This is a genomic window from Ruegeria sp. O4 (assembly GCF_056535125.1).
Window position 1 is genome coordinate 168,509 of the sequence record NZ_JBQERO010000002.1, and the last position, 26,955, is coordinate 195,463.

The 26,955-nt window shown below is 60.2% G+C and carries 23 protein-coding genes; 8 read left to right on the forward strand and 15 right to left on the reverse strand.

All coding sequences use genetic code 11. The features are described 5' to 3' along the window. The first annotated feature begins 146 nt into the window (after positions 1-146). The 4 genes from lpxC to ACR0J7_RS05070 all read left to right on the forward strand — a co-directional run bounded on the left by lpxC (position 147) and on the right by ACR0J7_RS05070 (position 5,528). Positions 147-1,067: a UDP-3-O-acyl-N-acetylglucosamine deacetylase gene (gene lpxC / locus ACR0J7_RS05055; RefSeq protein WP_480481843.1), complete on the forward strand. Its 921-nt coding sequence runs from the start codon at positions 147-149 to the stop codon at positions 1,065-1,067. A 126-nt stretch (positions 1,068-1,193) separates the two neighbouring features. Further along, complete coding sequence (locus tag ACR0J7_RS05060) at positions 1,194-2,057, forward strand: outer membrane protein assembly factor BamD (protein WP_267363885.1); 864 nt, start codon at positions 1,194-1,196, stop codon at positions 2,055-2,057. A 36-nt stretch (positions 2,058-2,093) separates the two neighbouring features. Continuing rightward, complete coding sequence (recN, locus tag ACR0J7_RS05065) at positions 2,094-3,743, forward strand: DNA repair protein RecN (protein ID WP_480913463.1); 1,650 nt, start codon at positions 2,094-2,096, stop codon at positions 3,741-3,743. A gap of 99 nt (positions 3,744-3,842) precedes the next feature. Continuing rightward, positions 3,843-5,528 carry a chloride channel protein gene (locus tag ACR0J7_RS05070; RefSeq protein WP_480913465.1) on the forward strand — a complete coding sequence of 562 codons (1,686 nt, stop codon included), beginning with the start codon at positions 3,843-3,845 and terminating at the stop codon, positions 5,526-5,528. A 59-nt stretch (positions 5,529-5,587) separates the two neighbouring features. Here ACR0J7_RS05070 and ACR0J7_RS05075 read toward each other — a convergent pair whose 3' ends face one another. The 5 genes from ACR0J7_RS05075 to cobS all read right to left on the reverse strand — a co-directional run bounded on the left by ACR0J7_RS05075 (position 5,588) and on the right by cobS (position 11,409). Beyond that, positions 5,588-5,929 (reverse strand): DUF427 domain-containing protein, encoded by a 342-nt coding sequence (locus tag ACR0J7_RS05075; protein ID WP_480913467.1) that lies wholly within the window; start codon positions 5,927-5,929, stop codon positions 5,588-5,590. Positions 5,930-5,992: 63 nt separating this feature from the next. Continuing rightward, on the reverse strand, positions 5,993-7,783 hold the full coding sequence (locus ACR0J7_RS05080) for an aminopeptidase P family protein (protein WP_480913469.1): 1,791 nt from the start codon (positions 7,781-7,783) through the stop codon (positions 5,993-5,995). 81 nt (positions 7,784-7,864) lie between these two features. After that, complete coding sequence (cobT, locus tag ACR0J7_RS05085; RefSeq protein ID WP_267363892.1) at positions 7,865-9,742, reverse strand: cobaltochelatase subunit CobT; 1,878 nt, start codon at positions 9,740-9,742, stop codon at positions 7,865-7,867. A 176-nt stretch (positions 9,743-9,918) separates the two neighbouring features. Further along, the gene (locus ACR0J7_RS05090) at positions 9,919-10,422 is read right to left on the reverse strand and encodes a hypothetical protein (protein WP_480899040.1); all 504 of its coding nucleotides are present in this window, start codon (positions 10,420-10,422) and stop codon (positions 9,919-9,921) included. Then, the gene (gene cobS, locus ACR0J7_RS05095; RefSeq protein ID WP_480475981.1) at positions 10,423-11,409 is read right to left on the reverse strand and encodes a cobaltochelatase subunit CobS; all 987 of its coding nucleotides are present in this window, start codon (positions 11,407-11,409) and stop codon (positions 10,423-10,425) included. It lies immediately after the preceding gene. 100 nt (positions 11,410-11,509) lie between these two features. Here cobS and ACR0J7_RS05100 point away from each other — a divergent pair, with 100 nt between their 5' ends. Both ACR0J7_RS05100 and ACR0J7_RS05105 read left to right on the forward strand, forming a co-directional pair. Then, on the forward strand, positions 11,510-11,716 hold the full coding sequence (locus ACR0J7_RS05100) for a hypothetical protein (protein ID WP_480913471.1): 207 nt from the start codon (positions 11,510-11,512) through the stop codon (positions 11,714-11,716). 139 nt (positions 11,717-11,855) lie between these two features. After that, on the forward strand, positions 11,856-12,746 hold the full coding sequence (locus ACR0J7_RS05105; protein ID WP_480913473.1) for a Hint domain-containing protein: 891 nt from the start codon (positions 11,856-11,858) through the stop codon (positions 12,744-12,746). A 166-nt stretch (positions 12,747-12,912) separates the two neighbouring features. On the opposite strand, the gene ACR0J7_RS05110 is transcribed toward ACR0J7_RS05105, so the two are convergent. From ACR0J7_RS05110 to ACR0J7_RS05120, 3 genes are all read right to left on the reverse strand, one after another. Next, positions 12,913-13,698 carry a hypothetical protein gene (locus ACR0J7_RS05110; RefSeq protein WP_480913475.1) on the reverse strand — a complete coding sequence of 262 codons (786 nt, stop codon included), beginning with the start codon at positions 13,696-13,698 and terminating at the stop codon, positions 12,913-12,915. Between the two features lie 101 nt (positions 13,699-13,799). Next, a complete protein-coding gene (locus tag ACR0J7_RS05115) occupies positions 13,800-14,348 on the reverse strand; it encodes an NYN domain-containing protein (RefSeq protein WP_480506273.1) in 549 nt (182 codons plus the stop codon). 132 nt (positions 14,349-14,480) lie between these two features. Then, positions 14,481-15,107, reverse strand: a complete 627-nt coding sequence (locus tag ACR0J7_RS05120; RefSeq protein WP_480475989.1) for a J domain-containing protein — start codon at positions 15,105-15,107, stop codon at positions 14,481-14,483. Positions 15,108-15,213: 106 nt separating this feature from the next. Between ACR0J7_RS05120 and ACR0J7_RS05125 the strand changes: the two genes are divergently transcribed. Further along, the gene (locus ACR0J7_RS05125) at positions 15,214-15,468 is read left to right on the forward strand and encodes a BolA family protein (protein WP_267365906.1); all 255 of its coding nucleotides are present in this window, start codon (positions 15,214-15,216) and stop codon (positions 15,466-15,468) included. Between the two features lie 9 nt (positions 15,469-15,477). Here ACR0J7_RS05125 and ACR0J7_RS05130 read toward each other — a convergent pair whose 3' ends face one another. From ACR0J7_RS05130 to pepN, 7 genes are all read right to left on the reverse strand, one after another. After that, positions 15,478-16,554, reverse strand: coding sequence for a PLP-dependent cysteine synthase family protein (locus ACR0J7_RS05130; RefSeq protein WP_480557540.1), 1,077 nt, complete (start codon positions 16,552-16,554; stop codon positions 15,478-15,480). 161 nt (positions 16,555-16,715) lie between these two features. Next, positions 16,716-17,147: a DUF4177 domain-containing protein gene (locus ACR0J7_RS05135; RefSeq protein WP_480913477.1), complete on the reverse strand. Its 432-nt coding sequence runs from the start codon at positions 17,145-17,147 to the stop codon at positions 16,716-16,718. Between the two features lie 80 nt (positions 17,148-17,227). Next, positions 17,228-18,484, reverse strand: coding sequence for a peptidase T (gene pepT, locus ACR0J7_RS05140; RefSeq protein ID WP_480506275.1), 1,257 nt, complete (start codon positions 18,482-18,484; stop codon positions 17,228-17,230). Between the two features lie 147 nt (positions 18,485-18,631). After that, complete coding sequence (gatB, locus tag ACR0J7_RS05145; protein ID WP_267365910.1) at positions 18,632-20,143, reverse strand: Asp-tRNA(Asn)/Glu-tRNA(Gln) amidotransferase subunit GatB; 1,512 nt, start codon at positions 20,141-20,143, stop codon at positions 18,632-18,634. Between the two features lie 81 nt (positions 20,144-20,224). After that, positions 20,225-21,484, reverse strand: a complete 1,260-nt coding sequence (locus ACR0J7_RS05150; RefSeq protein WP_480913479.1) for a hypothetical protein — start codon at positions 21,482-21,484, stop codon at positions 20,225-20,227. A 129-nt stretch (positions 21,485-21,613) separates the two neighbouring features. Beyond that, positions 21,614-22,042: a hypothetical protein gene (locus ACR0J7_RS05155; RefSeq protein ID WP_480913480.1), complete on the reverse strand. Its 429-nt coding sequence runs from the start codon at positions 22,040-22,042 to the stop codon at positions 21,614-21,616. Continuing rightward, positions 22,039-24,591 (reverse strand): aminopeptidase N, encoded by a 2,553-nt coding sequence (gene pepN / locus ACR0J7_RS05160; RefSeq protein WP_480913482.1) that lies wholly within the window; start codon positions 24,589-24,591, stop codon positions 22,039-22,041. The genes ACR0J7_RS05155 and pepN overlap by 4 nt, the downstream gene beginning before the upstream one ends. Positions 24,592-24,798: 207 nt before the next feature. Here pepN and ACR0J7_RS05165 point away from each other — a divergent pair, with 207 nt between their 5' ends. After that, positions 24,799-26,934: a malate synthase G gene (locus ACR0J7_RS05165; protein ID WP_480913484.1), complete on the forward strand. Its 2,136-nt coding sequence runs from the start codon at positions 24,799-24,801 to the stop codon at positions 26,932-26,934. Positions 26,935-26,955: the final 21 nt, after the last annotated feature.

Below are 26,955 nucleotides of genomic sequence, written 5' to 3' on the forward strand. Positions count from 1 at the left end.
TACGAACGTGTAAGCAGGGTTTTGCCGATCTGTTACATACATGTTTCATTCGGTTACAAAGAGTGAGTTGAGCCTTGACGCGGGCTTCCTTAACTGAGTGTCCAACACAGCCCCAGAAGGCTGGACACCACTCGCCGAGGCCCATTTTGCAACATACGCTCAAATCTCCGGTCACGTTTAAAGGCGTCGGGCTGCACAGCGGCAAGCCTGCGACCATGGTCCTGAAACCAGCGGCAGTTGGTCATGGCATCTGGTTCAAACGGACGGATATCCATCTGGGCGATGCGATGATCCCGGCGATCTATCACGTGGTCGAACGGACCCCGCTTTGCACCCGTCTGGTCAATGGCGCCGGGGTGTCGGTATCCACCATCGAACATATCATGGCTGCTTTGGCCGGGTGCGGCGTTCACAACGCGCTGATTGAAATCGACGGCCCCGAAGTTCCGATCATGGACGGGTCTTCGATCGATTTCGTACGCGGTATCATGGCCCGAGGCGTGCGTCGTCAGGCCAGCCCGGTGCTGGCCTATGAGGTGCTGAAGACCGTCACCGCATCGCGGGAAGGCGCCAGCGCAAGCATCGCACCCGCGGATGGGCTGATCATCGATTTCCACATTGATTTCGAAGACAGCGCAATCGGCAGCCAGACCAAGACGCTGGATATGCGCAACGGGTCGTTCGCGCGCGAACTCAGCGATTGCCGCACCTTCTGCCGCCGCATTGATGTCGAAGCCATGCGCGAAAACGGGCTGGCCCTTGGCGGTACCCTGGATAACGCCGTGGTCGTGCAGGGCAACGAGGTGCTGACACCCGGTGGGTTCCGCCGCGCCGACGAAGCCGTGCGCCACAAGATGCTGGATGCTCTGGGTGATCTCTATCTGGCAGGCGGGCCGATTCTGGGCCATTTCACGGGCGACAAGTCGGGTCATTCGCTGACCAACACATTGCTGCGCAATCTGTTTGAAACACCCGGCGCGGTGCGTCCGGTTCTGTGCACGCCGGAACAGGCCGCACGCCTGCCGGGGCAGGGCCTGATCGTAAACGAAATTCCCGAAGTCGCCTGATCAGATCAACTCTGACGACATTTGCGCCAGATGTTGCATAAGGCGTTTTGCACCGGAATTTTCTGTGCTAGACCATGGCTCAATTCGGGGCGAACCCTCTTAAGTAAGACGACAAGGATGGGCGGTATGGTTGGCAGCAAGGCGGCAGTCAGATTCGCAGGCGCGGTTCTTCTGGCAGCAGTTTTGACGGCATGTGGAAACGCAGGCGGCCTTTTTGGCAACAAGGGCGCGGACCGGGATCAGAATCTGGAAGGGTTCACACCAGAACAGATCTATACCCGTGGCGAATACGAACTGTCGCAGAATCGCTCGGATGACGCGGCTTGGTATTTCTCCGAGGTCGAGCGTCTGTATCCCTATTCCGACTGGGCCAAGCGTGCGCTGATCATGCAGGCGTTCTCGTTCCATTCCGACAAGAACTACGAAGAAAGCCGGGCCGCTGCCCAGCGGTATATCGACTTCTATCCAACAGACGAAGATGCGGCCTATGCCCAGTATCTGCTGGCGCTCAGCTATTATGACCAGATTGACGAGGTCGGGCGCGATCAGGGGCTGACCTTTCAGGCGCTGCAATCGCTGCGCACCGTGATCGAGGTTTATCCCGACAGCGAATATGCCACCTCGGCAGTGCTCAAATTCGATCTGGCCTTTGACCATCTGGCCGGCAAAGAGATGGAGATCGGGCGATACTACCTGCGTCAGGATCACTTTGTCGCCGCCATCAACCGCTTCCGCGTCGTGGTCGAGGATTTCCAGACCACATCCCACACCGCCGAAGCGCTTTATCGTCTGGTCGAGGCTTATCTGTCCCTCGGCCTGCTGGATGAGGCGCAAACCGCAGGTGCCATCCTTGGCTACAACTACCAATCCTCGGAATGGTATGACGATGCGTACAAGCTGCTGACCTCACGCGGGCTTCAGCTCAAGAGCCGTGGCAACAACTGGCTCAGCACGATCTATCGTCAGACCATCAAGGGTGAGTGGTTGTAATCGCCATGGCATTAGGCTTGGGACGCTGAAGACCCGATGCTGCGCGCCCTTGATATCCGCGACATGCTGATTATCGACCGGCTGGAACTCAGTTTTCAGCCGGGCCTGAATGCGTTGACCGGTGAAACCGGCGCGGGCAAGTCGATCCTTCTGGATTCGCTGGGCTTTGTTTTGGGCTGGCGCGGGCGTGCGGAACTGGTACGGCAAGGTGCGGCACAGGGCGAGGTTGTGGCCGAGTTCGAGCTTTCCGCCGATCATCCCGCACATGCGATACTGTCCGAAGCGGGCCTGCCAGGCGGGGATGAGCTGATCCTGCGCCGGGTCAACACCGCCGAAGGGCGCAAGACCGCTTGGGTCAATGACCGTCGCTGCTCGGGCGATGTGCTGCGCGCACTGTCGGAAACCCTGATCGAACTGCACGGCCAGCACGATGACCGCGGGTTGCTGAACCCGCGCGGCCACCGGGCCATGCTGGACGATTTCGCCGGGGTCTCGGACCGGCTGACATCCGTTCGTGCGGCCTGGACCGTTATGTCACGTGCCCGCAAGGCACTGGCCGAGACCGAGGCCGCGCTGGCCGCCGTCCGAAGTGAGGAAGATTTCCTGCGCCACGCGGTTTCCGAGCTGGATCAGCTTGATCCTCAGCCCGGTGAGGATGCCGAACTTGATGCCCGCCGCCGCATGATGCAAGGGGCCGAGCGTATCCGCGATGATGTCGCCCGCGCCTACGCGCTGCTGTCGGGGGACGGTGCCGAAGGGGCGATGTCCGACGCTATCCGGTGGCTGGAAGGCGTGTCCGGCAACGCAGGTGGTCAGCTGGACGAACCGATTGCCGCGCTGGGGCGCGCGATGATTGAACTGGGCGAGGCGCAGGATGGCGTGAACGCCTGCCTTCAGGCGCTGGACTTCAACCCGTCGGAACTGGAACAGGCCGAGGAACGCCTGTTTGCCATCCGCGCACTGGCCCGCAAACATGACGTGGCCCCGGATGACCTGGGCGCGTTTGCCGACACTCTGCGCACCCGCCTCAACCAGTTGGAAGCAGGCGATGCCGACCTGGCGGACAGGCGTGCCGCTGTGGACGCGGCACAAAAGGCTTATGACAACGCCGCCGCCGACCTCAGCGCGGCCCGCGCAGCGGCTGTGGGGCGGCTGGACGCTGCCGTCATGGCGGAACTGGCCCCGCTCAAGATGGAACGCGCGGTGTTCCGGACCGAACTCACCCCGACGGAACCCGGCCCCGAAGGGACCGACGCGGTGGCCTTTACCGTGGCCACCAATCCGGGCGCGCCTGCGGGGCCGCTGAACAAGATCGCCTCGGGGGGTGAACTCAGCCGCTTCCTGCTGGCGCTCAAAGTGTGCCTGTCGGGCGATGACAGCGCTCGCACGATGATCTTTGACGAGATTGACCGCGGCGTCGGCGGGGCCACTGCCGACGCGGTCGGGCGCAGGCTGGCGTCATTGGCACAGGGCGGGCAGGTGCTGGTTGTCACCCATTCCCCGCAGGTCGCTGCCCGTGCGGCGCATCACTGGCGGGTGCAGAAACAGGTCACGGACGGACAAACCCTGTCCACCGTCATCCCTCTGGCCCAACCCGACCGGGTGGACGAGATTGCGCGCATGGTGGCGGGCGACACCATCACGGACGAGGCCCGCGCCGCCGCCCGGGCTCTGCTGCAGGCCTGATGCGCCCGTGGCACGAATTGGCCTCACACTGTCGCTATCTCACTTTTATTAGGGTGCTCCGTGGCTTACTAAGGGTTACGTGATGATCCCCGAGAGCCAATGACCCAGTCGACCCGCACCGTTCTGCGCAACCAGCTCAATCAGGCTCTGGCCGCGATCAGGGATGCGTGGCGGGTGATGCTGCGCCGGGGGCCAAGCCAGATCCAGTTCTGGTTCATCGCGCTGGTCATTGGTATCGCTGCCGGATTCATGGCGCTTGGGTTCCGCAAGGCCATCCGCGCGTTGCAGGCCTATCTCTATGACACCGATGACGTCCTGCTGCTGCACAGCCATGCCGAGAAACTGCCGTGGTTCATGATCCTGATCATCCCGATCATCGGTGGGCTGGTCGTGGGCCTGATCCTGAACCGGTTCACCAATGACGGGCGCGTCAGGTCTGTCGCTGATGTGATCGAAGGGTCCGCCATCACCGACGGGCGGGTCGAGGTCAAGGCCGGCATCGCCTCGTTCTTTGCCTCGCTGATCACGCTCAGTTCGGGCGGGTCAACGGGCCGCGAAGGCCCCGTGGTGCATATGGCCGGGGTGATTTCCACCTGGGTCAGCAACCGCATCCATGCCGACGGGATCACGGGCCGTGACCTGCTGGGCTGTGCTGTCGCCGCCGCCGTTTCAGCCAGCTTCAACGCCCCCATCGCCGGGGCCCTGTTCGCGCTCGAGGTCGTGCTGCGCCACTTCGCCGTGCATGCCTTTGCCCCGATCGTCATCGCCTCGGTCGCCGGAACGGTGATCAACCGCCTCGAATATGGCGACGTTACCGAGTTCACGCTGGAAACGCCCGGATCGCTGCAATTCTATGTCGAACTTCCCGCCTTCCTGATCCTCGGCCTGATCTGCGGCTTTGTCGCGCTGCTGCTGATGCGATCGATCTTCTTTGCTGAAGATATCGGCAGCCATATCCAGAACCGCCTGTCCATTCCGGGCTGGCTGCGCCCGGCCGTGTCCGGCGCGATGCTGGGGCTGATGGCGATCTGGTTCCCGCATATCATCGGTGTGGGCTACCAGACTACGATCCGCGCTTTAACCGGCGATCTGGTTCTGACGACCGCGATCCTGTTTGCGGTGACCAAGACTATCGCCGTGGCGATCACCATGGGCGGGCGCATGGGGGGTGGGGTGTTTTCACCGTCCCTGATGATCGGCGCGCTGACCGGGCTGGCGTTCGGACTGATCGCCACAGGGCTGCTGCCGGATGTGTCCGGCACGCACACACTTTATGCCTTTGCCGGAATGGGCGCGGTTGCCGCGGCGGTGCTGGGTGCCCCGATCTCGACCACTCTGATCGTGTTTGAACTGACCGGCGACTGGCAGATCGGCCTTGCTGTTATGGTCAGTGTGTCCATGTCCACGGCGCTGGCCTCACGCCTTGTGGACCGGTCATTTTTCCTGACCCAGCTGGAACGCCGCGATGTCCACCTGGCCGCCGGGCCGCAGGCTTATCTGCTGGCGATGCTGCGCGCCGGGGCGGTGATGCGCCCCATCGGGGATGACCGTTCAATCACTGCGGACGAGGCGCGCGCCCTGATCGAACAGGGCCTGTGCATTCAGGCCAGCGCCACGCTTGAGGCCGCGATGCCCTATTTCGACCGCGACGACATACCCTGCATTCCGGTTATCGTTCTGGAACAGGACGGGTCCGAGACACCCGTTGGCGCGCTCTACCATGTCGACGCGCTCAAGGCGTACAACCGGGCCCTTGCAGCCACCGCGGCCGAGGAACATTCATAAGGCTCCCGCCACCGGGACAAGCGTTCCCGAAGCCTCCGCTGAAACCCTGTCCGGCGCCTCTAGATCTGCTCCACCTTCACCGAGTCTACCGGATAAAACGCCAGATACCCCTTGATCTCGGCCAAGGCGGAAATCGGGTCCTCATAGCTCCAGACCGCGTTTTCGGTCACCGAGGATTTGTTGACGATGGAAAAGTGCGTCGCGTCACCCTTGCCGGCGCAATGCGTCACCTTGTCGGTCTGGTCCAGAAACGCCATCGCAACATCGCCGCGCGGAAAGTAAATCACCGGAGCTTTGTCGCCTTCCTGCAGTTCCAGCGCGTTGCTCGTTTCGCCCAGAATCGCACCGCCCGAACGGACAGTCCATTTGCCCGGTGCTTTTTGGATCGTGATCTCAGTCATTTCTGGTCCTTCCGTCGACGTATTGGGGCCTCTCCTCTGCCCGTTCTATGTAACAGGCGGGTGTCAGATCGGCGCAGTTGCGGCATCCAACCACAGTTGCGCGTCATGTCCCAGCCTTGGGCGGATTTTTTCCGCGACGTCGCGATGATAGGCGTTCAGCCAGCCGCGCTCGTCAGGCGTCAACATATCCACCATGATCAGCCTGCGGTCAATTGGCACAAATGTCAGGGTGCGCCAGCACAGCATCGCGCGTTCCGCATCGCCACCGGGCAGGGCCGGAGCTTCTTCCACCACCACTAGGTTTTCAATGCGGATGCCAAAAGCGCCCTCGCGGTAATATCCCGGCTCATTCGACAAGATCATGCCGGGTTGCAGCGGGACATGGCTGACCTTCGACAGGCGTTGCGGCCCCTCATGCACGCTCAGATAGGCCCCGACGCCGTGTCCGACACCATGGTTGAAGTCCTGCCCCGCCGCCCATAGCGGCGTGCGGGCCACGCATTCGATGTCGCGCCCGGCCAGCCCTGCGGGCCAGCGCAGCATCGACATGGCAATCATGCCCTTCAGCACGCGGGTGAAGCAGGTCTTTTCCTCCGCCCCAACAGTGCCGATGGCAAGCGTCCGCGTGATATCGGTGGTGCCATCCAGATATTGCCCGCCACTGTCCAGCACCAGCAGATGACCATCCTGCAACCGGCTGTCGGTCTCGTCCGTCACGCGGTAATGCATGATCGCGCCGTTCGGACCCGTCCCGGCAATGGTATCGAACGAGATATCCTGCAACACGTTGTCCCTGCGGCGGTTGTCTTCCAGCCGCGTGACCACCTGCGTCTCGGACAGGCTGCCGGGGGGCTGTGCGTCCAGCCAGCACAGAGTTTCGACCACCGCCACCGCATCACGCAAATGCGCCTCGGCGCTGCCCGCGATTTCGGCCGGGTTTTTGCAGGCCTTGGGCAGGGCACAGGGGTCGCCGCCATCCACCATGGCATCACCCAACGCGTCGGCCACGATCTGCGGCACCGTGTTCAGGTCCACCTGCACCACACCGTCCAGCGCTTTCACCGCCTCCAGAAACTCCGCGGGGTTGTGCACCGTCACCTTCGGGTCCAGATGATCCTGCACGTCCAACAGTTTTGCCGTAGCCATGAACAGATCGACCCGGCCGTCGTCATGCAGGATCGCAAACCCGTGGGCCACGGGGTTGTAAGCGATATCCGACCCCCGAACGTTCAGCAGCCACATGATCGAATCCGGCAACGTGATCACCGCGGCCTTTCGCCCGGCCTGCCGCAGGTCTGCGGCCAGTCTGGCAATCTTGCTGTCAGCGGTTTCGCCCGCAAACTCGATCGGATGCGCCTTGACGGCCTGCATCGGCGGTTCAGGCTGATCCGCCCAAATGCGGTCCACCAGATTGCCGCAGCGCACCAGTTCGATGCCTGCGCCCTCAAGCTCGCCCAGCGTGGACGAGATCTGCCCTGCCGCGTGCAACCACGGATCAAAGCCCACCTTACCACCACCGGGCAACTGCGCTTTCAGCCATGTACTCAGGCTGATATCAGGCCACGGCACCGGCGTGAACACATCCGCGACCTGCGCCTTGACCTGCGTGCGATACCGCCCGTCGATGAACACACCGGCCATGCCGGTCAGCGCAGCACAGAACCCGGCCGATCCCGTAAACCCGGTCAACCAGGCCAGACGCTCATCCCGCGGGGCCACATACTCGCCCTGATGCGCATCCGCACGCGGGATCAAAAACCCGTCCAACCCTTCGCGCACCAGCTCAGCGCGCAACGCAGCCAGACGCGGCGGCCCCTGCTCGGGCCGCGCGGTCACCTCAAAGGATTGGAACATACTACACCTCCCTCAGCCGGGCGGTCGAAATCGCCGCCTTTTCATCTTTTGGGAAATACTCCCGCCGGAGGCAAGGCCAGCCTAGCTGACCTTCTTCATCCCCATCACCCGCGCCCGCGCGCGCGGATCACTGTCGAACAGGGCCGCCAGTTGTTCCGTCATCGCACCGGCCAGCTGTTCCACATCGGTGATTGTCACCGCACGGTCGTAATACCGGGTCACATCATGACCGATGCCAATCGCCAGCAGCTCGACCATTTTGCGCTTTTCCACCATGGCAATCACATCGCGCAGGTGCTTTTCCAGATAGTTGGCGGGGTTCACGCTCAGGGTTGAATCATCAACCGGAGCCCCATCCGAAATCACCATCAAAATCTTGCGCTGCTCGCGCCGCGCGATCATCCGGCGATGCGCCCATTCCAGCGCCTCACCGTCAATGTTTTCCTTCAGCAGGCCCTCTTTCATCATCAGGCCCAGATTGGGCCGCGCCCGCCGCCACGGCGCATCGGCGCCCTTGTAGATGATGTGGCGCAGGTCGTTCAGACGGCCGGGTTGCTGCGGGCGGCCATCGTTCAGCCATGCCTCGCGCGCCTGACCGCCTTTCCACGCCCGCGTGGTAAAGCCCAGAATCTCGACCTTCACATTGCAGCGCTCCAGCGTCCGCGCCAGAACATCGGCACAGATGGCCGCGATCGAGATCGGACGCCCCCGCATCGACCCAGAATTGTCCAGCAACAGCGTCACCACCGTATCGCGGAACTCGGTATCCTTCTCGACCTTGAAACTCAGCGGAGTGGTGGGGTTGGCGACAACGCGCGCAAGACGGCCCGCATCCAGAATGCCTTCCTCGCGGTCGAATTCCCAACTGCGGTTCTGTTGCGCCTGCAACCGGCGCTGCAACTTGTTGGCAAGGCGCGAAACCGCCCCTTTCAAAGGTTCAAGCTGCTGATCCAGATAGGCGCGCAGCCGTTCCAGTTCCGCAGGTTCGGCCAGATCTTCGGCCGCAATCTCTTCATCATGCGTGCTCAGATAGACCTTGTAATCCGGGTCGGCCTCGGATGCGGGCGGCGGGGCAGGCGGCTCCAGCGGCGCTTCGCCATCAGGCATCTCGGCCTCGTCACCAAGCTCATCCTCGGCCATCTCATCCATCGAGACCTGCGCCTGAGATTGATCCTGCTGCTCTTCCTGCGTCTGCTCAGGCGTCGCATCCGCGTCCTGCTCGTCCTGATCATCCTGACCGGTGCTGTCGGGATCGGGTTGTTCCTCGGCGTCGTCCTCGGCCTGATCCTCCTGCTCGTCGTCCAGCTCGTCGGGGTCATCGCCCAGCTGGTCGCCATAGCCCAGATCCTTGATCATCTGCCGCGCGAACTTGGCGAACTCCGCCTGATCCGACAGCACGTCATCAAGGTTTTCCAACACGCCACCGGCCTGTTCCTCGATGAACCCGCGCCACAGGTTCATGATATTCTCGGCCGCAGGCGGCAGATCGCGCCCGGTGGCCAGATGCCGGATCAGATATCCCGCCGCCACCGACAAGGGCGCGTCGGCAGGCTGCTTGCACTGGTCATATCCGCGCCGGATCGCCTCATGCCCGATCTTGACGTCGATGTTGCTGGCAGTGCCGGGCATATCCCGCGCACCCATCGCCTCGCAACGTGCCGTTTCCATCGCCTCGTACAAATCCCGCGCCATATCCCCCGGAGGCGCATAGCGCGCATGGGTGGCGTCATCATGATACCGGCGCTGCAAGGCCAGCGCATCCGCCGTGCCGCGCGCCAGCAGAACCTCTTCCCGCGTCATACGCCGAGACACCTGCGGCAGCCGCATCGACTCACCCGACAGGCCCGATGGATCGACCGTGTACGAGATGTTCAGCTCAGGATCATCAGCCATGACCTTGGTGGCCTCGGCCAGCGCTTTCTTGAACGGATCAGCGGGGTTGTCGTTGGGTTTGCTCATCAGGCAGGTCCGGTCTTGTTCTGTCCCGGCAACCTAGTGCTATTCAGGGGACTTGACCATAGGGCCAACCCCCTTTTCCCATCGAACCAGCACACCTGTACAGCAGGTTCTTATGCAATCAGATGCACTTGCCCCATTTAACCTACAGTCCCAGCTAATCACTCACCAGTTGGGAGTTACTCAGGTAGCGAAACTTCCTGGGTGTTTTTCGAGTAGAAACCGCGACCATACTTAATAGTGATAGCGTGCGTGAATTCCGCACATGCAATTGTGTGGGCAGCGAGAAGTCTGCCTTCGTGAACATTGTAAGGTTCGCCATCGTTAAGTTTGATTGGTGCCCAGTAGGTTTCGCCTTGGCTTCGCCAGTTTTTTTCCCAGCCGAGTGCTACTTTTTGCGCATCTGCTAAAACCGACATTCCTCCTATGGCCTCAAGAATCCAGTCGGCGGGTAGGTTGGTCTGAACTGTGTCGCCAAAGTAGTATTCGCGTGGCTTGGAGGACAAGTTGGCTATCTCCGAACCAACTAGTCCAGCTAGTGCGTTGGCATAGTTCACAGCCACACAGTGTTTGATCTTCTCGATTTCTGAAGCACCGGTCGGAAAAACGCTTGAAGATAGTTCGGCGTGCGCCAGAGAGGGCAACGAAATTAACGCTGCACCTATCGTTAGTCGTATCACCAATTAGCCCAAGCTCGCACTCGCCGCGCTTTCCGGCAATTCCTCGTCAAAGCAGCGCTGATAGAACTCGGCCACGGTCTGACGTTCCAACTCGTCGCATTTGTTCAGGAACGACAGGCGGAACGCATAGCCCACATTGCGGAAGATCTCGGCATTCTGCGCCCAGTTGATCACGGTCCGCGGGCTCATGACGGTGGACAGATCGCCATTCATGAAGGCGGTCCGGGTCAGGTCGGCCACGGTGACCATTTGGCTGACGGTCTTGCGCCCCTCGGCGGTGTTGTAATGCGGCGCCTTCGACAGCACGATCATCGTCTCAGCGTCATGGCTCAGATAGTTCAGGGTTGAGACCAGCGACCAGCGGTCCATCTGTGCCTGGTTGATCTGCTGGGTGCCGTGATACAGACCCGTGGTATCGCCCAGACCCACGGTGTTTGCGGTGGCAAACAGGCGGAAACACGGGTTCGGCGTGATGATCTCATTCTGGTCCAGCAGGGTCAGTTTACCGTCATGTTCCAGCACCCGCTGGATCACGAACATCACATCCGCACGGCCCGCGTCATATTCGTCGAACACGATGGCGACGGGGTTGCGCAGGGCCCAGGGCAGAATGCCCTCGTGGAATTCGGTCACCTGCTTGCCATCGCGCAGTTTGATTGCGTCCTTGCCGATCAGGTCAATCCGGCTGATGTGGCTGTCCAGGTTCACGCGCACAGCGGGCCAGTTCAGACGGGCGGCGACCTGCTCGATATGGGTCGATTTGCCGGTGCCGTGATAGCCCTGAATCATCACCCTGCGATTATGGGCAAAGCCCGCCAGGATCGCCAATGTTGTCTCGGGGTCAAACTTGTAGGTCGGGTCGATCACGGGCACACGGTCGGTGGCTTCGGCAAACCCTTTGACCTTCATGTCCGTATCAATGCCAAATACGTCACGGACCGAGATATCTTCGGTGGGTTTTGCGTTTACATCGATCGATCCGTCAGCCATGCGCCTTGTCCTTATCCTTTGCCCCGCTCACCGGGTTTGAACCCGTGTGTGGTGCAACATATTGCGGACAAGGGCAAGGGAAAGCCGCCCGCTCGGAAAGGTGAGCAGGTTTTTCTTTCAAACTGGCCCTATTGACGCGCGGGCGATCCTCAACTGCGACGGGTACAAGACGCAGATCACGCTGCGCTCCTCAATGACAGCGCGGCCTGATCGGATGCAGATGCCGAACCATGTGTCCGAAATGCTGCATGCAGGTGGGCATTCGGCAAACTATATGTTGTGGAAAGTGACCTTATCAGACATATAAAATGGTCTTATGGGGCGCTTTATAAGTGATCGGGTGTTGGTGAAACGGGAATGCCGGGTGCGGCTCCGTCTGCAATGTTGCTCTGGGTCGAGTGATCAGCACGCGTCGATATCTGCCAACATGGCCTTGGTGACGCCAGGTGGCATTTAACGTTCTTCTCCATACGGCCAAGACAACGGGCCAGAACGATCTCATCGTCCAGAACACGACACAATCCGCGATCATCAGCGGATCGATGGTGTCGTTTGACGGGGGCGCGACTTTCCAGCCTTACACCTATCTGGGGCAAGGAAACTACCGCGGAACCGGGGAAACCGGAGAATTCATTCAGGTCGGCGGGCAAATCTACGCCTGGGATGCCAATAACCCAACCGGTCCGATGACCACTGGCAACTGGAAAATCACCCCGAGTGATCTGAACCCGACCGATCCGCCCTGTTTTGTTTCGGGCACCCTGATCGAAACGGATCGCGGCCCGCGCCCGGTCGAAGATCTGACCGTGGGCGACCGGGTTTGCGTAGCCGGCGGGACCCCGCTGCCCATCGAATGGATCGGCAAACGAACACTCAGCGCGCAAATCCTGCGCATCCGGCCCCAATTCAACCCGGTCTGCATCCGGCGCGATGCGTTGGGCAAGGGCCTGCCGGACAGGGATCTTTACCTCTCTCCGCAACACCGGGTTGTGCTGGGGGGCTGGCGGGCCGAGCTTTATTTTGGCGCACCAAGCGTGTTCTGCGCGGCCATTCATCTGGTCAACGATGATACCATCCGGCAAGTGACCACGGGCGAGGCGGTGACATATTATCACATCGCCTGCGCCGAACATGTGATCCTCACATCGCACGGTCTGCAAAGCGAAAGCCTGTTTCCGGGTGACATGGCGCTGAAATCACTGCATCGCGACGATGTCGAGGAACTGCGCGCGCTCTTTCCGGTGTTGCGTTCAGACGCAGGACCACACCCCCAAACGCGCCTAAGCTGCCTGACCGGGCGCGAGGCACGCGCGTTGCGAGGCATGTTCGCAGGTTAGGCCCACGTTGCGGAAATCGTGGCGCCATTGTTGGTGCGCACCCGGATCACGCCGCGCTGTTAACAGCATTAGTGCAGTAGTTGCCAATCGGGGATCAACCGAACAAGGTTTGACGCCTTCATCCTCCGGGACATCAACCCAACATCATTCGCGCATGGCTCAGACCTTAGGTCGACAACCCACCCATTGCCCAATCGGCATGGGTCTCGATAACACTGGCCACGGACAGTGCCTTTGCCGCGATATCCTCCGGAGTGTCCTCGGCGAACGCGATGCGGGTCATCCTGTCGTGCATCGCTTCCGAGGTGTAAAACTCAAAGGCCCGCGTATTGCCGGGGCTGTTCCAGAATGCGGTAATCCAGATCGAGTCCCGCCCCGGAATACAATATGCACACCAATCGCGCCACAGACGCAGCACCAATTCGGTATCCGGGCTTGCGGCGACCTGTTCGAACAGCGACTCCAGCGGCCATCCTGCCAGGGCAAACATGCAAAGCGTATCGTCCAGGCAGCCGCGTTCCCGTGCCATCTCGCGTTTCAGATATGCGCGCTGGAACCGATCCAGAACCTGCCATTCCTCGGGCGACCAGTTCTTCGGGTTGCCGGTTTCATACCGGTTCAGGCTCACCTCCAGCCCAACGCTGGCGGGGTCTTCGTCCACAGACAGAATCTCAAGGATCCGGGGCAGTAGGTACCCCCATGTTTCGCGGGCTATCCCCGCGGGATCACAAGCGGCAAAGAACCAGTCCTGAACGTAATGCAGGGGAAGCTCGGCAATGGGCGGCGTGAAGAAATCCGCCTCAATATCTGCGTCCATGCAGCAGCCTTCGCAAACTTCGATGCTGCTCGGCTTTGGATAGGCAAAAACCCTGTACGCATCGCTGATGATGTCAGAAAACGGATGATCCGGCGGGATCTTGGCTTTTGGCGGGTTCTGCTCTTTGCGTGCCACGGTCCTTGCATCCAAAACTGTTCTGCCGGGGCAGGGTCCCGTCAGTGTCATCCCTGAACGCTACGAAACCCGGATCGTTGCGTAAAGCTGTGGTCGCGTGGTCAAAGCGAAAACCAAAGCTCGTCCTTGCGAAAACCACCTTTCACAAGGCGATCCGCTTTCAACACATCCGGAAACTCGTCCTCCCAGTCACGGAACCTGTCATTTGTCACGATACGCGCCCTGCTGTCCCGCGCGGCCTGCAAGATCAGCGGATCTGCCGGCGTGCCTTTGGGCGCGACCATGACCCGCTTGGCCCGCAAGCCCAGGGCGCGGCTCAGCGCCCGGTCGTTCATGTATTCCCCTTCAACCTTGTACCCGACATTCGCATCGAACACGACGCCCGGTTTGAACCCGGCTTGCTTCAGACTGGCCAGAACCTGCCGCAACGTCGCCAGATCCGGGGCGCCGTCTTTCCAGTGCATCACGTTTGACCCGTCCACGATGATCCATGTGTTGGCCCTGCGCCAGTCGAACCAAGCCCGGATCAAAAGGATCGTACTGGCGAACACACAAAGCAGGGACAAAAGGAACAGCCAGTCCATCTCGGTCGGATAGAACTGCGCCACGACCAGCCCGAAAAGAGAGGCAAGCAACAGTAAGAAAGGCATACGCACAGTGGACGCTCCGGGAAAAGCTCTGGTTCTATACCCTGCCACTATCGCGGGAATTGAAACAGGTTTCCAGACAGCATCCTCACAATCCGTTCAAACTGTGTAAACAGCTGGCGACTGACGGCGGCCTTACTTGAAATTCCGGCTGTCCTTGATCTGGTCCCAGGCCCAGACGACCTCTTGCAACTGCTCTTCCTGCGACCGGTCGCCGCCGTTCATGTCCGGATGCAGCACCTTGATCAGCTTCTTGTACGCCTTGCGCACTTCGGTTTTGGACCAGCTGTCATGGGCTTCCAGAATCTCGATTGCACGGCGTTCAGTAGGGGGCAGGCGACGTCCACCACCACCCGAGGTGCGCCCCTTGTTCTGCGTGCTGTTGGCGCCCAGAACCTGATGCGGGTCCTCAATGCCCAGACGGGCCCAGGCGCGCGCCTCCGGGTCTCCCATCGGCTTGGTCTCACGTTCCCAAACCTTGTCCTTCGAGCGCTGCGCGTTCAGCTCGGCCTCGGTGGTGCCGTCGAAGAAATTCCACTTCTGGTTATACTCGCGCACGTGCTGCTGGCAGAACCAGAAATAGTCATCCAGCACATCCGGTGCCTTGGGCGCGCGGAACTTGCCCGGCTCGTCACACCCGTCGTGATCGCAGATCCGGACCGAGGTCTCGGACGCGCCCGACATGCCCCGGCGCCCACGCGGGTTCTTTTTCTTGGCGCTGGAAACGGACATATCGAATCCGAAGGGGTCTGATTTCGCCATGCTCTATCCTCACGAACGCATCTTTTCGACTCGGAGGCAGCAGTTTAGTCTAAGCAGCCGAAAGTAGAAGAGGGGGGCGGCAAAAATTTTGCCGCTGAGCAAAAAAATGAGCGTGACCGACGAAATCCGAACCTGCCTGCAAGCCGCCTTTGACCCGCATGAACTTGACGTGATCGACGACAGCGAAAGCCATCGCGGCCATGCAGGCCACAGGGAAGGCGGCGAAAGCCATTTCAACGTCCGCATCCGCGCCGCCGCATTCGCCGGTCAATCCCGCGTCGCCCGCCACCGGGCCGTGCACAAGGCGCTGGGCGACATCGTGCCCCGCATCCACGCGCTGGCGCTGGATATTGGAACCTGACGCTGCGCCCTATTCTGCGCTCATCTGCGCGGATGGGGTCGAGGCCGAGATCGCATATTCCTCATCCGTCATGACGTCTTCGACCCCTTCGAACAGAGGCGTCGACAGGTAACGCTCGCCCGTATCCGGCAGCATCACCAGCATGACCGATCCCGGCGCTGCGGTTTCGGCCAGCTTCATCGCCACCGCAAAGGTCGACCCGCCCGAGATCCCGGTGAATATCCCCTCTTCCGAGGCAAGGCGGCGCGACCACTCAATCCCTTGCGGCCCCGGAATAGGGACCAGTTGGTCGTAATAAGAATTGTCGATGGCTTCCTGAAGGACCCATGGAATGAAATCCGGTGTCCAACCCTGAATCGGGTGCGGCTCGAAATTGGGGTGGCTTTCGGTGGGCTGGTGATCGTCGTTGCGCGTATTCACATAGCCTGACGACACGATGGCGGCATTAGCCGGTTCGGTCAGGATGATTTTCGTATTGGGCCGCTCTTTGCGCAACATGCGTGACACTCCGGCGACCGTGCCACCGGTGCCATAGCCCGTCACCCAGTAATCCAGCTGCTTGCCTTCGAAATCCGCAAGGATTTCCCGCGCGGTCGTATTCTCGTGAATATCGGCATTGGCTGCGGTCTCGAACTGGCTGGCCAGAAACCATCCGTTTTCCTCGGCCAGTTCCTTGGCCTTGGTATACATGCCGAACCCCTTTTGCGCCTTTGGGGTCAGAACAACCTTCGCGCCCAGAAAGCGCATCAGCTTGCGCCGCTCGACCGAAAAGCTTTCGGCCATCGTCACGACCAGCGGATATCCCTTGGCCGCACAGACCATGGCAAGCCCGATCCCGGTATTGCCCGATGTCGCCTCGACAACCGTCTGACCGGGTTTCAGCCGCCCATCCCGTTCTGCCGCCTCAATGATATTCAGCGCCAGCCTGTCCTTGACCGACCCCGCCGGATTGAACGCTTCGAACTTCACATAAACGGTCACATGCTCCGGCGCGATCCGGTTGATCCGGATACAGGGCGTGTCGCCGACTGTATCAAGGATGCTGTCATACAGGCGTGCCCGCCCCTGTGTCTGCCGAATACCCATTTCAAAGTCCCTCCCGGTTTTCCGGTTAACATGCCACAGATTTCGCTGGGTTGATAAGCACATATCGCGCCCGCAGCGCCCAACCTGCCCGCGGGCGGGCTGCTCAAACTGCGGTGCACACCGTGTTGCAGGTGTAACCGCACGTCAAACCCTGATCCGTCTCAGGCGTCTTTCTTGTCATTGGCGGTATCAGTGTCCTGGTCAACCTGGTCCCGGCTTTTCAACGACAAAGGCGGCTCATGCGCTTCTTCCGAAATTGGTTTCGGCGCGGCCACCACACCGGGGCCGGGGATCGGTTGGGCCAATGGGGTGTCGTCGAACTCGGGTACGTCTCCGATCACCGACGCATCGACTTCCTCGGCCACGACCCGCCGGAACACCAGCACATTGCGCCAGTTTGTGGTCGATCCGGTCAGGCCCGAGCGTTCCTCGCTGGGCAGCAGCTCGGCGCGCTGGTATTCCCAGCCGTCCTGCGCCATCTGGTTCAGGACCTGTTCGACCGAGACCGCAAAGCGGCCCTCGGCCGTTTTCACGCCCTTGGCTTTCACGCCCTTTTGCGGCGCGGGGACGACCTTGTATTCAAAAAGCTGCATCAAGTGTTCCTAAATACCTGTTCACGCCAACTTACCACGCTGACCCCCGGGTGAAAGAGCCGTCGCCCGACCGGCGGTTTTCAGCCCTGATTATTGCCGCCAGCCTGTGCCGCCTTGGTCACAACCGACAGGCACAGCTCGGTCGCCACTGCCATGTCCTGTACCGATATCCACTCCAGTGGCCCGTGAATGCACTGCATTCCGGTGAACAGGTTAGGGCAGGGGGTGCCGAACTCGGTCAGGCGCGACCCGTCGGTGCCGCCGCGGATCGGCACCGACAGCGGCTCGATCCCCAGCTCGCGGCAGGCGTCGCGCGCCAGATCAACCGGTGTCATGTCGTTTTCCAGCCAATAGCGCATGTTCCGGTATTGGTGGCTGATATCGCAGGTGATGGTCGCGCGCGGTTCCGTGGCCTGCACGGCGGCACAGACCTGCCGTACGATGTCACGTTGTGCCTCAAGGCCCTCCATCTCGAAATCGCGCAGGATCAGCTTGATTTCCATCTCGGACGATCCACCGCTCATGTCGGTGACATGAATGAACCCGTCGCGGCCATCGGTTGTTTCGGGCGTCATGGTGGCCTGCGGCAAAGTCTGCACGATCTTCGCCGCCAGATGGGCTGCGTTCACCATCTTGTCCTTGGCCAGTCCGGGGTGGATTGATACCCCCTCGATCCGGATCACGGCACGGTCGGCCGAAAAGCTTTCATATTCGATCTCGCCCACTTCGGCACCGTCCAGAGTATATGCGAAATCCGCCCCCAGATCCTTGGGCAGCTGTTCGGTAACGCCGCGCCCGATTTCTTCATCCGGGGTAAAGGCAATGCGGATAGGTCCGTGCGGGATATCCGGGTTTTCGATCAGATGCCGGGCCATGGTCATCAGGATCGACACCCCGGCCTTGTCATCCGCGCCGAGCAGGGTGGTGCCCGATGCCGTGATCAGATCATGTCCGATCTTCTCGGCCAGATAGGGGTTCTCGTCCGGGGACAGCACCAGATCCGGGTCGTCCGGAAAGGAAATGTCGCCACCGTTATATCCCTTGATCACCCGCGGCTTGACGCCCGTTGCATTGAACTGGGGGGCCGTATCCACATGCGCCAGAAAGCCCACCGTCGGGCCGGGTGCGGTGCCGGGGATGGTCGCGACGACCACGCTGTCACCCGTCAGCGTCACATCGCTAGCGCCGATCTCGGTCAGTTCCTGCTTCAGCAGGTTCAGCATGTCGAACTGTATCGGGGTGCTCGGCGTGGTCGCCGAGGTCTCGTCGCTCTGACTGTCGATCGCCGCGTAACGCACCAGCCGATCTTCGAGTTCCTGATCAAATCTGTTCTGCATGATACCTCACCTCTCTGGGGCGGAAGAAAGGGTGCAATCACGGGCGAAGTCAAGCCGATGAGCTGACCCCATTTCTTAAAAAATCGTGGAAATCTGATTGTACAAACCTGACAATTGCCACTGGCAGGCTTGTACAAAATGTAAGGTTCAGGAACTCAGCTTCTTGCTGACCAAATCGTTAACGGCCTTCGGGTTGGCCTTGCCGCCGGTCGCTTTCATCACCTGACCCACGAACCAACCCGCCAGTTTCGGGTTCACCTTGGCCTTCTCGACCTGGGCCGGATTGGCCGCGATGATCTCGTCCAGTGCGGCCTCGATCGCACCGGTGTCGGTGACTTGTTTCATCCCGCGATCCTCGACGATCTGCGCCGGGTCACCGCCTTCGGTATAGACGATTTCAAACAAGTCCTTGGCGATCTTGCCCGAGATGGCATCAGAGGAAATCAGGTCGATGATCCCACCCAGCTGCGCCGGAGAAACGGGCGACTCCGTGATGTCGTGGTCTTCTTTTTTCAGACGTCCGAAAAGCTCATTGATCACCCAGTTCGCGGCCAGTTTGCCATTGCGGCCCTGCGCGACCTCTTCGAAATAGGCCGCCGATTCAACTTCGGCAGTCAGTACCGAGGCGTCATAGTCGGTCAGGCCGAACTCACTGATAAAGCGCGCTTTTTTGTCGTCAGGCAGCTCTGGAAGATGGGCGGCGATATCGTCCACCCATGCCTGCTCGATCTCCAGCGGCAGCAGGTCGGGATCGGGGAAATAGCGGTAATCATGCGCTTCTTCCTTGGACCGCATCGACCGGGTTTCGCCCTTGTCCGGATCATACAGGCGGGTTTCCTGCTCGACCTTGCCACCGGCTTCGACAATAGCGATCTGGCGGCGGGCTTCGACCTCAATGGCTTGCTGGATGAACCGCATCGAGTTCATATTCTTGATCTCGCAACGGGTGCCTAGATGCGAAAAGTCCTGTGTTTCCTGATACTTCTCATACGCGCCCGGCAAACAGATGGAGACGTTGACATCCGCCCGCAGGTTGCCGTTCTGCATGTTGCCGTCACAGGTGCCCAGATAGCGCATGATCTGACGCAGCTTGGCAATGTATGCAGCGGCCTCTTCCGGCCCGCGAATATCAGGGCGGCTGACGATCTCCATCAGGCAAACACCGGTCCGGTTCAGGTCGACAAAGGACATGTGCGGGTCCATGTCGTGGATCGATTTGCCGGCGTCCTGTTCCATGTGGATGCGTTCAATGCGAACCATGCGCGCAGTGCCGTCCCCCATCTCGACCAGAACCTCGCCTTCGCCCACAATCGGATGATAAAGCTGGGAAATCTGGTAACCTTGCGGCAGGTCAGGGTAGAAATAGTTCTTGCGGTCAAAGGCCGATTTCAGATTGATATCCGCCTTCAGGCCCAGCCCGGTGCGCACTGCCTGTTCCACGCAGAACTCGTTGATCACCGGCAGCATTCCCGGCATTGCCGCATCCACGAAAGCCACGTTCGAGTTCGGCTCGGCCCCGAATTTTGTGGACGCGCCCGAGAACAGCTTGGCATTGGATGAGACCTGCGCATGCACCTCCATCCCGATCACCAGTTCCCAATCGTGCTTGGCCCCGGCAATGGTTTTGGGTTTGGGCATTTCGTATGTCAGGTCGAGCATGGCGCGCCTCATTTCCGCAGAAGTCTAAGCCTGCGTATTAGGCCCGGCAGGGCCTAGGGGCAAGGGGGAATCCTGACGCGTTCAGTTCTTGGAAAACTGCAGACCGGACGATGTAAAGGTTACATCCTTGCCGCTGCGCAGTTCATCCCGGAACAAATCCGAGATGGCGCGCAGCGCGTCGCGCTGACCACGCGCAGCAAACCGCTCGGGCGAGTTGATGCGGACAGAGTTGTTGAACCCGTTGGCGGCATGGGCCCAGATCAGGGGGTGAAGCTCGGTCAGGTGATCGCGGATCAGCCAGTTTGCGGTGTCGCGCATTTGGGCGCGGACATTGTCTGCCTTTTCGTTCAGCCCGCGACCATTCTGAATGGTGATTGCACAATAGGCCGACAACATATTGATCATCTGCTGGTCAGGGCGCAGGCCTACGATATCGCGCAATCCTTCAAGGAAATATTCGACATCGACCTGCGCGCAGGCCTCTTCGTCCAAAGCGATGGCATCGAATTGCACCCACGTATATCCACCAGCGCCCCAGATATCCTGTGTCCGGACGGCATTGCGCAATGCCTGCAATTCCAGTTCCGCGTAGCTGCCGAACCACCGGGGTAATAGATGGCTGCCCATCGCGCGCATGTGACGCTGATTGCGCGGATCCAGCGTGATCAGACGCTCGTACTCATCGGCAACGCGGGCGTTTGATTTGCGCTGCCCGGCCAACAGGGCACAACCAGCGGCCGCAATCAGAGGGCTGTTCGGTGCATCCGCCTTGCACTTGGGCAGGATCGCAGCGGCCCGGTCGAAATGAGCGGCACAGCGCGAACGGTGCAAGGGTGGAAGGGCCGTGTCCGTGGCGTTCCCGCGCCAGGCCCAGGCCAGGTCGATATGGGCCAGCGCCACAACGGCAGCGATCATCGGATCACCAGGATTGTCTGACAACTCGCCTTCCAGTTCCGAAATACCACCCAGCAAATCGTAATCGGATATGGCCTTGCCGTCCGACAGTGCATGTTCCGCAGCCAGAACCACGTCAGATCTGGCCCCGAACGCCAAAAGATCGGCAATCGGCATACCATCTGATACGGCGGCACGATCCTGATCCGCTGCACGCATTTCATCGGACAACTCGGTCCAGCGATCCTGTCTGGCCAGATAGCGCCCATGTTCGATTGTAGAATGTCCAATCAGATTGTCGCAATTCGACGTTGCAACAGGAATGTTGAGCTGCCCATGTTCAGGCAGGGCAGCGGCCAGCGCAGATTTCGTTGCGCACAGATCTTCTGAGGCGTCCGTGGGATTGGATATGGGCTGGGCAAACAGCGCCCTTAACGACCGAAACATGGTAAAACTCAAAACTGTAAAAACACTTAACTGAGTCTGAAGTCTGGCGAGGTATCAGGCTCAATTCAAGTAATTTGCTTAATAAACTTTGTTTTTTGTGTCCAATGCGCCCTTAGATCACGCAGTGTTTCAGAAAACAGTGAAATGATGACGGTTTACGCGAAAACCTGCCTGTTTCAGAATGGTTTCCAGATCCCGATGCGGCGGCAGAGACTCATCTGGCAGCCGGATTCGTTTCCCGGATTTCAGGGCGATGGATACGCGAACGGAAGTGTCCCACCGGGTGTCAAATCGGAAATGGTCGATATCCCGCATTGGGATATCGCCCTGCCGATTGCCCGTGAACCAGCGTACGGCATCCCGGTCCAGCTGCACGCCCGCGCTGGTATTCTGGATCACGTCCCATAGCGCTGGGAGGGTGGCCAGAGACAGCAGGCCAACAACCCACCAAGCCGCGTCGAACAGGATGACCAGCGCCAGTAGGGCCGCGTAGACACTGGCCAGAATGACCACTGCTCGCGTGTTCCTGTTGCGACGGGTAAAGCTGTAAGGTGTCATGCGCCAAGAATGCGGGATACCATTTCCGTCGTGTCGCGCGACAGGTTCGGAGTTTCCGCAATGCGGGACAATTGTGCGCGCATCAGGTCCTGACGCCCGGCGTCGTACCGTTTCCAGGTCTGGAAGGCAGAACACATCCGTGCCGTGGTTTGCGGGTTCACAGGATCAAGGCGGATCAGCCAATCGGCCAGCAGGCTGTACCCGGCACCATCCGGTTGGTGGAACCCTGCGTGGTTCATCGCCAGCGCGCCCATAACAGCGCGGAACCGGTTCGGGTTCTTCCAGTTGAAGTCGGGATGCCCGGTCAATGCCTTCGCCGTTTCCGGTGTCGCCTCGGGGGCGGCCATGGTCACCTGCAAGCCAAACCATTTGTCCATGACCAGCCGGTCATGCTGCCATTGGTCATAGAAGTCGGCCAGCTGCGCCTCGCCCTTGCGGGCGCGCAGCAGGCAGGACAGGGCGGTCAGTTGCAGGGTCATGTTATCCGCTTTGGCATACACAGTGGCCGCCATTGCCCCTCCGTCCAGACGAGAAGTCAGCGCCAGTGCCGCGCTGCCAAGGGCGCGTTTTCCTGATTGCTCGGCATCCGGGCTGTAGGGGCCATCAACCAACGCCTCGCTGTGCAGGCGGGGCAGCAGATCCTGCACGTGCTGTGTCGTGGCCTGCCGCAGCGTTTCGACCGCCGACCAGATTGCCATCGGATCGGGCGTCTGGCCGCGTTCATGCAAGGCCGCAGCCAGTTCGGATTGCGTCGGCAGCCCAAGCATCAAGGCGCGATAGGCCGGGTCCAGCGTGTCGTCACGCAGCACAGCCAATAGCCCGTCAAGGTAATCGGCGTCCGGGGTTGCCTCGTCCAAGATCATCCGCAGCAAGGTGTCTTGCGCCAGCGATCTGCCAGCCTGCCAGCGGTTGAACGGATCTGTGTCATGCGCCAGCAGAAACGCGCGTTCGGCGTTTGAATGATCGTGTTCCAGAATGACCGGTGCCGAGAAATCGCGCAGGATCGAAGCTGTGGGCCTTGTCGCAAGCCCGGTGAACTGAAAACTCTGCTCGGCCTCTGTCAGTTCCAGCACTTCGGTCGCGCGGACCTCATCCCCGTTTGACCCCAGCAGGCCAATGGCGACCGGGATCACCTGGGGCAGTTTCTCTGCCTGACCCGGTGTGGGATCGGTGCGCTGTTTCAGTGTCAGGGTATAGGTCCCGTCGGCCCAATCTTCAGATACGGTCAAACGCGGTGTGCCCGACTGGCTGTACCAACGTTTGAACTGGGTCAGGTCGCGGCCCGTGGTGTCTTCGAACACTTTCAGCCAATCCTCGATCGTGCAGGCCTGCCCGTCATGGCGGTCAAAATAGAGGTCCAGCGCCTTTGCATAGGCCTCATCCCCGACCAGCCGCTTTAACATGCCGATGACTTCGGCACCTTTTTCGTAAACCGTGGCCGTGTAGAAATTGTTGATTTCCTGAAAGCTTTCGGGCCGGACCGGGTGCGAGAGCGGGCCGTTATCCTCGGGGAATTGCCGCGCGCGCAGGTCGATGGCGTCGTGAATGCGTTTCACAGGGCCCGAGCGCATGTCGGATGTGAATTGTGCATCGCGGAAGACGGTCAGACCTTCTTTCAGACACAGCTGGAACCAGTCGCGGCAGGTGATGCGGTTGCCCGTCCAGTTGTGAAAATACTCATGCGCGATGATCGCCTCGATCCGTTCGAAATTGGCATCGGTCGAGGTTTCAGGACTGGCCAGAACAGCCGAAGAGTTAAAGATGTTCAGCCCCTTGTTTTCCATCGCGCCCATGTTGAAGTCATCGACGGCGACGATGTTGAAGACGTCCAGATCGTATTCCCGGCCATAGACATCTTCGTCCCATTTCATGGACTTCTTCAGCGCCTCCATGCCGAAGGCGCACTTGCCTTCATCCCCCGGACGCACCCACAGGTTTAACTCAACATCCCGGCCTGATCTGGTGGTGAACCGATCAGGATGGGCCACAAGATCCCCAGCGACAAGCGCAAACAGATAGGCAGGCTTGGGCCACGGGTCGGTCCATTCGGCCCATCCTTCGCCCTTGCCCGAGGGGTTGCCGTTCGACAGAAGAACCGGCAGGTCGCCATTGATGCGCACGGTAAAGGTGGACATGACATCGGGGCGATCCGGATAATATGTGATCTTGCGGAAACCTTCCGCCTCGCACTGGGTGCAATACATGCCGTTCGACATATAAAGCCCCTCCAACGCCGTGTTGTTGCCCGGATCGATCTCAACCTCGGCTTCCCAGAGGAACGGGGCGTCGGGAACACCGGCGGTCAGGCCCTTGTCCGTGACGTCAGGCGAAACTTCGGATCCGTTGATGGACGCGCGGATCAGGTTCAGATCTTCGCCGTGCAGAAAAAAGGTGCGATCGGTCGCGTCGGGGTTTGGACGAAACGCGATACGCGACGTGACCCGTGTGGCATGTGCAGACAGATCGAAGGTCAGGTGCACGCTGTCCAGCAGATAACCAAACGGAGTGTAGTCTTTCAGGAAGATCGTGGTGGGGGCAGCGTCGCGCATGGGGGCCTCGCATCGGTTCGTGTCTGGCGCGACGTTAGGGGCATCGTTCCAGAGCTGCAACTGGCCCCCGCCATTCCCTTGATGTTTTTGAAACAGCTTCCGTTCGATCCGAATAACCCAAACGCTAAGTCGAAAGTTGCCTATCGGAAACTTTCGGCCTAAGTCACTTACGCATACAATGGCACACAATCGCAGGAGAGCAGGAAGATGAGTGGCAGACAAACCCTGAGCGGGCTGCAGATCGATCCAATACTGGCAGAGTTTATCGAGACGCAGGCATTGCCGGGTACGGGTGTGTCGGCACAGAATTTCTGGGCGGGTCTGGCGCGACTGGTGTCTGAACTGGGGCCGAAGAACCGCGCGCTTCTGGCCAAGCGGGCCGAGATACAAGGGCGCATCGATGGCTGGCATATTGCGCGCAAGGGTCAGAGCAATGATCCCACTGACTATCAGGCTTTTCTAAAGGAAATTGGTTATCTGGTCGAGGAAGGCGACGGGTTTCAGATCGACACGACGCATGTCGACCCCGAGATTGCGCTGACGCCGGGTCCGCAGCTGGTTGTGCCGATAACCAACGCGCGCTTTGCGCTGAACGCGGCGAATGCGCGATGGGGCAGCCTGTATGATGCGCTTTATGGCACCGATGCGATAGGCGATCTGCCAACAGGCGGTGGGTATGATGCGGCGCGCGGTGCACGGGTGATTGCATGGGCGAAAGCTTTTCTGGATGACGCTGTTCCTCTGGCTGGTGGGTCTTGGGTCGACGTGTCGGGACTGCATGTCGAAGAAGGTGTTCTTTCCCCAGCACTGGCAAACCTTGCTCAATTTGTTGGTTTCGGTGGCGCGGCAGACAAGCCGGATTTTGTGCTTCTGAAAAACAATGGCCTGCATATTCAGATCATGTTCGATCCGACTGGCGCTATCGGTGCCACTGATCGCGCAGGTATCGCCGATGTCCGGCTGGAATCCGCCCTTTCAACGATTATGGACTGCGAAGACTCGGTCGCTTGTGTTGATGCGGCAGACAAGGTCGTGGCCTATGGCAACTGGCTGGGCCTGATGAAGGGCGATCTGACCGAAGACGTCACCAAGGGCGACACCACATTTACCCGCAAACTGGCAGAAGATCTGACCTTCACCACACCGACAGGTGAGCAGGCGACCCTGAAAGGTCGTTCGCTGATGCTGGTGCGGAATGTCGGCCACTTGATGACGAACCCGGCCGTTCTGGACGCCGAAGGGCGCGAGATTGGCGAGGGGCTGATGGACGCGCTCTGCACCACTCTGATCGCAATGCATGACCTGCAACGGGATGGGGGTAACTCGGTCGAAGGGTCGGTCTACGTGGTGAAACCCAAGATGCACGGGCCGGAAGAGGTTGCCTTTGCGGTTGAGATTTTCGACATGGTCGAAGACATCCTTGACCTGCCGCGCAACACCGTGAAGCTGGGCATCATGGATGAGGAACGCCGCACCTCGGTCAACCTCAAAGAATGTATCCGCGCCGCAAAATCGCGCGTCGCCTTCATCAATACCGGTTTCCTGGATCGCACGGGGGATGAGATTCATACCTCAATGGAGGCTGGCCCGATGCTGCCCAAGGGCGACATCAAGAATACGCCCTGGATTGCGTCTTATGAAGACCGCAATGTCGATATCGGTTTGGCCTGTGGCCTTAAGGGCAAGGCGCAGATCGGCAAAGGCATGTGGGCGATGCCGGACCGGATGGGCGATATGCTTGAGGCCAAAATCGGTCACCCGCTGGCCGGTGCTACCTGCGCCTGGGTGCCGTCGCCTACTGCTGCGACGTTGCACGCCACGCATTACCACAAGGTCAACGTACTGGCCCGTCAGGACGAGATCGCAGCGGCGGGTGCCCGAGGAACGCTTGACGATTTGCTGACCATTCCCCTGCTGGGGGGCCGCAATCTTGGCGAGGCGGAAATCTCGCGCGAGGTCGAGAATAATGCACAAGGCATTCTGGGCTATGTCGTGCGTTGGGTCGATCAGGGCGTGGGATGTTCCAAAGTCCCCGACATCAACGACATCGGGTTGATGGAAGACCGTGCGACCTGCCGGATTTCGTCTCAGGCACTGGCCAACTGGCTGCATCATGGCATTGTCGACGAAGCACAGGTGATGGCTGCGATGCAGAAAATGGCGGCTGTCGTGGACCGCCAGAATGAAAGCGATCCGGGTTATGTCCCGATGGCGCCGGGCTTTAACGGAATCGCTTTTCAGGCGGCTTGTGACCTTGTGTTCAAAGGTCGTGTGCAGCCCTCGGGCTACACCGAGCCGGTCCTGCACGCGCGCCGTCTGGAATTGAAGGCGGCCACAGCGTAAAACGAAGGGGGCGATCCGCCC

Coding starts and splice junctions, on each gene's coding strand:
- ACR0J7_RS05060 (WP_267363885.1), top strand. CDS start 1,194: ATGGTTGGCAGCAAGGCGGCAGTCAGATTCGCAGGCGCGGTTCTTCTG.
- recN (WP_480913463.1), top strand. CDS start 2,094: ATGCTGCGCGCCCTTGATATCCGCGACATGCTGATTATCGACCGGCTG.
- ACR0J7_RS05070 (WP_480913465.1), top strand. CDS start 3,843: ATGACCCAGTCGACCCGCACCGTTCTGCGCAACCAGCTCAATCAGGCT.
- ACR0J7_RS05075 (WP_480913467.1), bottom strand. CDS start 5,929: ATGACTGAGATCACGATCCAAAAAGCACCGGGCAAATGGACTGTCCGT.
- ACR0J7_RS05080 (WP_480913469.1), bottom strand. CDS start 7,783: ATGTTCCAATCCTTTGAGGTGACCGCGCGGCCCGAGCAGGGGCCGCCG.
- cobT (WP_267363892.1), bottom strand. CDS start 9,742: ATGAGCAAACCCAACGACAACCCCGCTGATCCGTTCAAGAAAGCGCTG.
- cobS (WP_480475981.1), bottom strand. CDS start 11,409: ATGGCTGACGGATCGATCGATGTAAACGCAAAACCCACCGAAGATATC.
- ACR0J7_RS05115 (WP_480506273.1), bottom strand. CDS start 14,348: ATGCCTTTCTTACTGTTGCTTGCCTCTCTTTTCGGGCTGGTCGTGGCG.
- ACR0J7_RS05120 (WP_480475989.1), bottom strand. CDS start 15,107: ATGGCGAAATCAGACCCCTTCGGATTCGATATGTCCGTTTCCAGCGCC.
- ACR0J7_RS05125 (WP_267365906.1), top strand. CDS start 15,214: ATGAGCGTGACCGACGAAATCCGAACCTGCCTGCAAGCCGCCTTTGAC.
- ACR0J7_RS05130 (WP_480557540.1), bottom strand. CDS start 16,554: ATGGGTATTCGGCAGACACAGGGGCGGGCACGCCTGTATGACAGCATC.
- ACR0J7_RS05135 (WP_480913477.1), bottom strand. CDS start 17,147: ATGCAGCTTTTTGAATACAAGGTCGTCCCCGCGCCGCAAAAGGGCGTG.
- pepT (WP_480506275.1), bottom strand. CDS start 18,484: ATGCAGAACAGATTTGATCAGGAACTCGAAGATCGGCTGGTGCGTTAC.
- gatB (WP_267365910.1), bottom strand. CDS start 20,143: ATGCTCGACCTGACATACGAAATGCCCAAACCCAAAACCATTGCCGGG.
- ACR0J7_RS05150 (WP_480913479.1), bottom strand. CDS start 21,484: ATGTTTCGGTCGTTAAGGGCGCTGTTTGCCCAGCCCATATCCAATCCC.
- ACR0J7_RS05155 (WP_480913480.1), bottom strand. CDS start 22,042: ATGACACCTTACAGCTTTACCCGTCGCAACAGGAACACGCGAGCAGTG.
- pepN (WP_480913482.1), bottom strand. CDS start 24,591: ATGCGCGACGCTGCCCCCACCACGATCTTCCTGAAAGACTACACTCCG.
- ACR0J7_RS05165 (WP_480913484.1), top strand. CDS start 24,799: ATGAGTGGCAGACAAACCCTGAGCGGGCTGCAGATCGATCCAATACTG.